The following is a 7575-nucleotide window of genomic DNA, read 5'->3' as shown; positions in this document are numbered from 1 at the left end:
GGGCGGCGGCGTAGGCCGCCGCCCGGCCGGCCCACAGCGTCGACAGCTCCCGGTAGAGCCGGTCGTGTTCGGCCTCCGTGCCGATCAGGGGGCGTCGGTCCGGGTAACGGAGGTAGTGCACGATCGCGTCGGCCGTGTAGCCCGGGGCCACGTCGAGCCGGTCCTCGCCGAGGGACCACCACCTGCCGTGGACCCGGACCTTCGGGGTGGGCAGCACGTCGGTGATGTCCGCCCACGGTGCGCGCCGGGACCGGAACATGCCGGCGAACTCGACCCCGGCGGGAGTCAGGATCACCCTCGGCCCGGGGCGGAACGCCAGCACCGTGGACACCAGGAGCGCCAGCGCGTACATCGCGCTGACCGCGGTTCTCGCCGGCCCGGCGTCCAGCACCGGCAGTATGATCATGCCGGGGACGGCCAGGGAGGCGGCCGCCAGGAGCAGCCGGCGGGCCCGCCCACGCAGCCGGGGCGGGGCGACGAACGCGCCGTCGCGCACGACGAGCCGTGCCGGCGTCCTGCTCCACGTGATGTCCAGGAACAGGGCGGCGGTGGTGAGGCCGAACAGGACCAGGACCGCCGTGAAGTACAACCCGCCGGAGACGCCGGACGTCCGGTCCCACACCGTCAGGCGGGCGGCGAGCACACCGAGGCTGCCCACGAGCGCGACGACGACCAGTACGAGGTGGATCCGGTCCCGGCGGGGGGCGGCCATGGGCTGAGGTGCACGGAACGACGGGGGCATGGCTACCACGGTAGGGGGGTGCGGGCTCCCTCGCTGCCCCGCGCCAGGGCGCGCCCACGGACGCACGGGTTGGCGCCACGGTGACCGGTACCCGTTAAAGGGGTGCGGGTCGGGTGTGTCGTGCGATTCCCCCGGGTCGGAACAGGGTAAGCGTGGACCATGGGATGGTGGAGAACGCTCCGGGAGCGGCACGGCTGGCTCCGGCACGTGGTCAGGGCGTTCCACCGGTACGACGAGACGTCCGCCGGGCTGCTCGCCGCCGGGGTCACCTACTACTCGTTCTTCGCCGTGCTGGCCCTGAGCGTGTTCAGCCTGGCGATGGCCGGCGTGCTGTTCGGCGACGTGCCGCAGGTCCGCGAGTCGGTGCGCGAGTTCGTGGCGGCCAACATCCCCCGGGTGCAGGTCGACGCGCTGCTCGCGGCGAGCGGCCGGGTGGGGCTGATCGCGATGGCCGGCTTCCTGCTGGCCGGACTGTGGTGGGTGGAGAGCACCCGGTCGTCGATCCGGGCGATCTGGCGGCTGCCGCGCGACCCCGGGCAGATCCTCGTCCGGTACGCGTGGGACCTGGCCGTCCTCGCCGGCCTCGGGCTGCTGCTGGCCGCGTCGATCGGGCTCCAGTTCGGCACCGACGCGTTGCTGGGCTGGCTGGTCGCCGACGCGGCCGGCTGGGCGGCGACCGGGCTGGGCGTGCTGCTCGGCATGGCCGTGAACGCGGCACTCGCCGCGGCGCTGCTGATCGGGGTGCCCCGGTTGCGGATGTCGTTCCGGCGGGTGGTCGGGCCCGCGCTGCTCGTGGCCGGGGGGCTGGAGCTGCTGAAGACCGGTGGGCGGCTGTACATCGGGGCGACGGTGGCGAACCCGGCGTACCAGGTGGTCGCCGGCTCGGTCGGGCTGCTCGTGTTCCTGTACCTGCTCAACCAGCTGCTGTTCCTCGCCGCCGCGCTGACGGCGACCAGCGACGCCGGCACGGTGTACGACCTCGGCTGTCGGCGGCGGCTGCTGCCGGGCCGCCGCACGCGTCCGGCGGCCCGGATCGCGTCGGACCCGCCGCCCGCGTGACCGCGCACACCGGCGGGGTGTCAGGGATCCGTCACTCCGCCGAAACCGGCACCCACGACAGTTGCGTCCCGGCCACGGCGGGCTGATCCTGGCTATGGGTCAAGTCAGCGGTTGCGTCGCGTCATGACACAGAGGACGGTGATCGGTCCCCGATGAGGATCCAGCCCCGCAGAGAAACCCTCGGAATCTGGCGTTCGACGATCCGGTCCTCGCTCAGGGACGGCGCCTGGGTGTGGGGCGGCCGGGACGGGTCGAACTCCGTCAGCGACGCCGAACAGCTGCTCTGCCTGATGGTCCCGGCCACCCGGGTCGCCACGTTCCGCCTGGAGCGCCCCGACGAGACCGCCGACGACGTCGTGCGCGCGCTCGGCGAGCTGGGCGACCGGCTGGAGATCCCGAGGTTCCTGGTCCGGGTGATCCGGGAGTACTTCGACCGCCACACCGCCGAGGACGGCACCCCGGTCTTCTCCGGGGAGGACTACCTCGTCTCCGGGGACCCGCGCGCGCCGATCTCCGACGCCCAGCGCGACCTCCAGGTCGTCGACTCCTTCGCCATGTCGATCACGTTGGCGCTCGCCACGATCGGCTTCCTCCAGGAGTACAGGCCGGAGGGGCGCAAGAAGGAGGAGCAGGAGGAGATCAACCGGCTGCGGGAACTGGCCAGCAACCGGCTGTCCGCCGCGATGGTCGGCCTGCTGCGCAGCTTCACGGTGTACGTGTTCAGCGCCGACTCCGCCGAGGGCTCGGCCCTGATCCGCACGATCAACCAGGACCGGACGACCCCCGAGGCGGTGGTATCCGCGTTCCGCCGGCAGATGCAGGAGACCGCGGCCGGGCTGCGGGACCTGAGCATCGGCTCCGGCGCCACGGTCTACATCGAGGACTCGCTGCACTCCACCCAGCTGTTCGAGTGCGGCTGGTCCTGGGGCATCGTGCGGGACGCGCCGGAGGTCGTCACCCCGGAGCGGGTCGGCCGGCAGCCGGACGGGGTGGCCGGGGCCGCGCCGTACCTGTACTTCACGGTGGTCGCCCTCGACGCCCTCCAGGACCTGTTCTCCGAGCGGACCCGGATCCTCGGGCTGCTCAACGACAACCAACTGCACCTCGCCCAGGCGTTGCGGATCCGCTGGGACCTGACCCAGGCGTACTGGTCGAAGATCGCCATGTTCGGCGACGGCACGTGGCCGCTGGAGGACCTCCCCTGGCGCACCACGGACGACAGGGAGTCCGACTACTCCACCCTCCTGGTGACCTCGATCGTCGTGCACCACATCGCCACCAAGGATCGGTCCGACGCCCACCTGACCCGGGTCGGCGGCGTGCTGTCCACCCTGGCGGGGCGCGGCCGGATCACCCAGCGCGCGTCGCTGGACGCGGCCGCGGCCGTGGCCATGCACTCCCCCGGCGTGCCGTTAGCCCTCGGCGGCGCCGAGGACCGGGACGGGCCGCCGCTGCTGTGGTTCGCGTCGGACTTCGGCCCGCAACTCCTCAAGCGGACGATCAGCATCGCCGGCCTGTTCAGCGAGCCCCGGCGCCGCCAGCAGTTCGTCGACCTCGCCGACGACGTCTGGGACCACCTGCGTCGCCGCCGGCTCGGCAGGGGCCCCGGCGACCGGCTGTGGGACCAGCCGGCCCTGGCCTTCCCGAGCCTGTCGACCATCGACCACCACGAACCCTCCTGGTACTACACGGAACGGATCGTCGAGTGCCTCGTCGCGGCGGCCACCCTGATCACCAGGGGCCCGCAGTCGAGCGAGCGGGCCGTGGCGCACGCCCGGGACCTGCTCAGCGAGGCGGAGGTCATCTTCGACCAGGAACTGCTGGCCAACCCGGCGAACAACGCGCGGGCCATCCGGATCAAGCACCAGTGGGTGGAGGAGAGACTCAGCCGTGCCCGGTACTGGCTGACCCGCCGGCCCGGTACCGCCGAGTCCCTCGCCAGGGAGGTGCTGGTCGAACTCGACGCGCTCGTGGCCGCCCGGCAGGACCTGTCCGAGGCGGGCTGACATGCTCGTGTTCTCCACCTCCGACAAGGGCGGCACCGGCCGGTCGGTGATCAGCTGCAACATCGCCTACCGCCGGGCCCTCGACGGCGGCGACGTCTGCTACCTCGACTTCGACTTCGGCTCGCCGACAGCGGGGGCGATCTTCAACATCGGCTCGGCGGTACGCGGCGCGCGCCCCGACACCGGCCTGCACTCCTACCTCCAGGGCCGGACCTCCGCCCCGGTCCGCACGGACGTGTGGTCGGAGTCCAACCACGAGAGCTCCCGGTCCCGGCCGGCCGGCGCGGGGCAGCTGGTGCTGGTCCCCGGCGACCAGGGCGGCGGGGAGTTCTCCGCGACCAAGGACGCCATCACCCGGTGCGTACGGCTGTTCCGCCGGCTCGAGGAGGAGTTCGAGCTGTGCTTCGTGGACCTCAGCGCGGGCCGCTCGTACGCGACGGAGATCGTGCTGGCGGCCACGGCGGCCCCGGAGCTGCGGTCCACGGTGTTCCGCTGGCTCGTGTTCCACCGGTGGACCCGCCAGCACGTCATCGCGGCGGGCGGGCTGGTCAACGGGCCCCGGGGCATCATCGCCGCCGGCGTCGACCGGGGGCACGACCGGGAGCGCCTCGTCAACGCCATCCGGTACGTGCGGACCGCCGTCGTGGACCCGGAGTCGGAGTCGCTGGCCTCGTTGCGGGCCGGGCAGGTCACCTGGCTCAAGGCGTGCAACGAGCAGCTCAAGCAGTTGGCGAGCCGGGAGGGTGTCGGCGCGGCGGTCACCCTCGGGCAGGTACCGCTGGACCCGGTGCTGCAGTGGCGGGAGCAGTTGTTGACGGACAGCGACCTGTACAAGTACCAGATCGCCAACCGGGAGACCGTGGACGCGTTCCAGGGGCTCGCCCAGCGGCTGTTCGACGACGACGTCTGGTCGGCCCGGTGACGAGCGTGTTCCGGGAGGCCAGCGCCGACCGTGCGCTCGCGGAGGTGCCGCTGTCGCACCTGTCGCTGGAGCTGGGGCACCTGTACATGGAGGACTTCGCGGAGGGCGAGGCGCGGTTGCGCGCGCACTTCGAGCGGGTCGCGCCCTGGGCGGACGCCGCCCGGCGGATCCACGCGGCGGAGCTGGCGGCGCGGCACGAGGCGCTGGTCGCGACCTGGGACGGGGCGGTGTCGGGGGATTCCGGCGACAGCCGGCCCGGGCCCGTCCGGCCGGGAGGGAACCCGGAGTCCCGGCCCCTCCGGCCCCCGCTGCCCCGGCCCCGGGTCAGCACCTGCTTCCTGATCGACGACTACTTCGGCGAGGTCGGCTCCCCGCGCGAGGTGCTGCCCGGGCTGATCCGCGCCGCCGAGAACGCGGGCGTCCCGATCGACTACCTGGCCCGGGAGTCGGTCTGCGCCCGGGCCGGCGACACCTCCCCGGCGGAGCTGCTCCTCGGCCGCCTGGTGCCCGATCCCCCGCCGGGTGCGAACGGCTCCCGCCCGCCGGCCACCGTCAACGGTTGGCTGTGCAACGGTCAGCGGTCCCCGGCGGCGTCCGCCGAGGCGATGGAGGCGCACCGGCCGTGGCGGCCGCCCGCGCAGAACGGCGTCAGACGGCACTCGATCTTCGTGGACGTGCAGCTGTGGGACGAGGACGACGAGCACCGGCGCACCTGGTCCCGCCCGTTGCTCGCGGCGGTCTGGCAACTGCTCCGGCTGGGGGTGCTCCGCGACGGCCCGGACCCGGTGCTGGTCGCCGAGCCGTGGCAGGGCGGTTTCCCCGACTCGTGGGCGGAGCTCCCGGCGCTGTCCCGGCTGACGGGCACCCGGGCCCCGTTCTGCGCGTACCGGACGATGTCGATCATGCCGGGGCGGTTCCTGCCCGTCGAACAGGCGGTGCGCACGGTCCTGGAGCAGGTGGCCACGGCCCCCGACGTGGCCGCGCAGCTGCGGGCGCGCGCCGAGGGTGAAGGCGTGGAACTGCCGGCGGAGATCGTGGACCGGGCCGAGTACGTCCACATCGGCGCGGGCAGCGCCTGGCTCTAGACCGCACCGCCCGATGCCCGCGCCGGCCGGGTGCGGAGAATCCCCGACCGGCCCGAAACCCAGGCCGCGCCGGCCGGGTGCCGAGAATCCGCTGGTCGGAGGGGCGGACCGCGGCGGCGGCCGAAGCGTGAGACGCGAGTGAGACTCACTTCCGCCGGAACCTCGGTAGCGTTCGGGCACCGAAGATCATCACCGGTGTCCGGGAGGAGGTGGAGCATGAAGAAGCTGACTGTCCGCAAGGAGTCCGCCGCCAAGCTGTCGTCCGGCGCGCGTCGTCTGTGGTTCGAGTGGTGCTGGTAGCAGTCCCCGAGCCGGAGCGGTCCGCCGCTCCGGCTCACCTTCCGTGAGGGGTGGTGGCGGTGAGGCGGCATGTCTGGGAACCGGCGGCGACGCCCGGCGGCTTCGACTGCGAGGTGTGGCGGACCGGGCCGTACGGCGGCGTCCGGCAGTACCTGGCCACGATCCTGCCCGATCGGCCCGATCTCGTCGCCCGGCACGAGGTGGAACTGCGCGCGGCGGTACCGGAGGTGTTCGGCGCTCCGGAGGCCGGCCCCGAACGGATCAGGTTCCATCCGGCCCAGCGCACCCGGCAGGTGGCGTTCGGGATCGCGGAGTTCGTCGGCACCTGGGCCGAGGGGGCACCGGAGCCCGTGGAGGTCGGGTTCGACAGTGTGGACCGGGCCGACGGGACGACCCTGGAGCTGCTGGGGGCGCTGGTGCGGCGGGTCGATCCGGCACGGCTGCGGCTGCGGCTGAGCGGCGCCGTGGTGCCGGCGGATCTGGCGGCGGCACTCGGCCTCCCCCTCGGCGACCCGCCCGCGGTGGCCCGCGGGTCCGGGGACGGGCCGACCGACCCGAACGCGCCCCGCGCCGGGGACGGTCCCACCGACCCCGCCACCCTCCGGGCCGACCTCGGCCGCTGCCTGGCCGCCGGCTGGTACGAGCACGCGGCCCGACTGGCACTCCGGGGCCGCCAGCTCGTGCGGGCCGGGGACGACCTGGGCACCTGGTGGGCGTTCACCACCGGCCTGGGCACCGCGTACGCCGCGCTCGACCGGGCCGCCGAGGCCCTCGCGCTCTACGACGGGGCCCGCGCCGCCACCGGGGACCCGAAGATCCTGATGTCCGCGGCGTACTCGACCGCGATGCTGCACGCCCGGTACCTGTCCCCCGACGCGCGGGACGCCACCCTGGCCCGCCAGGAGCTCGACACCGCGCTCGCCCTCGCCGCGCGGCTCGACGACCCGCGCCAGCGCACCCTGCTCACCGTCTTCTACGGCCAGGGTCTCGCCCTGCTCGACAGCCGGTCGGGCCGCGCCGACGCCGCGCTCGCCCGGATCGACGCGGGCATCGCCGCCCTGGACCGGGAGTTCGCCCCCGACGAGCGGCCCCAGGACCGGGCCCGGCTGCTGCACAACCGGGCGCAGTTGCACGCCGCGACGGGCCGGCCCGACCGGGCGCTCGCGGACCTCACGGCCGTCATCGACCGCGACCCCGACAACGCCGAGTACCACGTCGACCGGGCCGGCCTGCACCGCGACCTGGGCCGGCCGGCGGAGGCCCTCGCCGACTACACCGCCGCGATCCGCCTCGGCCCGCACCTGCCCGACGCGTACCTGCACCGCGCCGCCCTGCGCGACGATCCCGCGCTGGCGCTCGCCGACCTGGGGCGGGTGCTGGCGATCGACCCCGGGCACGTCGACGCGCTGACCAACCGGGCGAACCTGCGGGTCGAGCTGGGCGACCTCGACGGGGCCGAGG

The 7575-nt window shown here is 74.0% G+C and carries 6 protein-coding genes; 5 read left to right on the top strand and 1 reads right to left on the bottom strand.

The window, feature by feature from the left end; translation table 11 throughout:
- Positions 1–742 (bottom strand): PH domain-containing protein (locus tag PT931_RS35930; protein ID WP_456250190.1); only part of this gene is annotated, 742 nt, incomplete at its 3' end.
- A 159-nt stretch (positions 743–901) separates the two neighbouring features.
- Between PT931_RS35930 and PT931_RS35925 the strand changes: the two genes are divergently transcribed.
- The 5 genes from PT931_RS35925 to PT931_RS35905 form a co-directional block, all read left to right on the top strand.
- Positions 902–1801, top strand: coding sequence for a YihY/virulence factor BrkB family protein (locus tag PT931_RS35925; RefSeq protein WP_456250189.1), 900 nt, complete (start codon positions 902–904; stop codon positions 1799–1801).
- A 152-nt stretch (positions 1802–1953) separates the two neighbouring features.
- Positions 1954–3807, top strand: a complete 1854-nt coding sequence (locus PT931_RS35920; protein WP_456250188.1) for an SCO2524 family protein — start codon at positions 1954–1956, stop codon at positions 3805–3807.
- Between the two features lies 1 nt (position 3808).
- A complete protein-coding gene (locus PT931_RS35915; RefSeq protein ID WP_456250187.1) occupies positions 3809–4729 on the top strand; it encodes an SCO2523 family variant P-loop protein in 921 nt (306 codons plus the stop codon).
- A complete protein-coding gene (locus tag PT931_RS35910) occupies positions 4726–5814 on the top strand; it encodes an SCO2522 family protein (RefSeq protein ID WP_456250186.1) in 1089 nt (362 codons plus the stop codon). The genes PT931_RS35915 and PT931_RS35910 overlap by 4 nt, the downstream gene beginning before the upstream one ends.
- A gap of 359 nt (positions 5815–6173) precedes the next feature.
- The coding region (locus tag PT931_RS35905) for a tetratricopeptide repeat protein (RefSeq protein WP_456250185.1) at positions 6174–7575 on the top strand (1402 nt) is incomplete at its 3' end.

The organism is Longispora urticae, from assembly GCF_053902585.1.
This window is presented reverse-complemented; position numbering and strand designations above follow the sequence as displayed.

Excerpts from the sequence above, each read along its gene's own strand:
- PT931_RS35925 (WP_456250189.1), top strand. The coding sequence starts at position 902 with ATGGGATGGTGGAGAACGCTCCGGGAGCGGCACGGCTGGCTCCGGCAC.
- PT931_RS35920 (WP_456250188.1), top strand. The coding sequence starts at position 1,954 with ATGAGGATCCAGCCCCGCAGAGAAACCCTCGGAATCTGGCGTTCGACG.
- PT931_RS35915 (WP_456250187.1), top strand. The coding sequence starts at position 3,809 with ATGCTCGTGTTCTCCACCTCCGACAAGGGCGGCACCGGCCGGTCGGTG.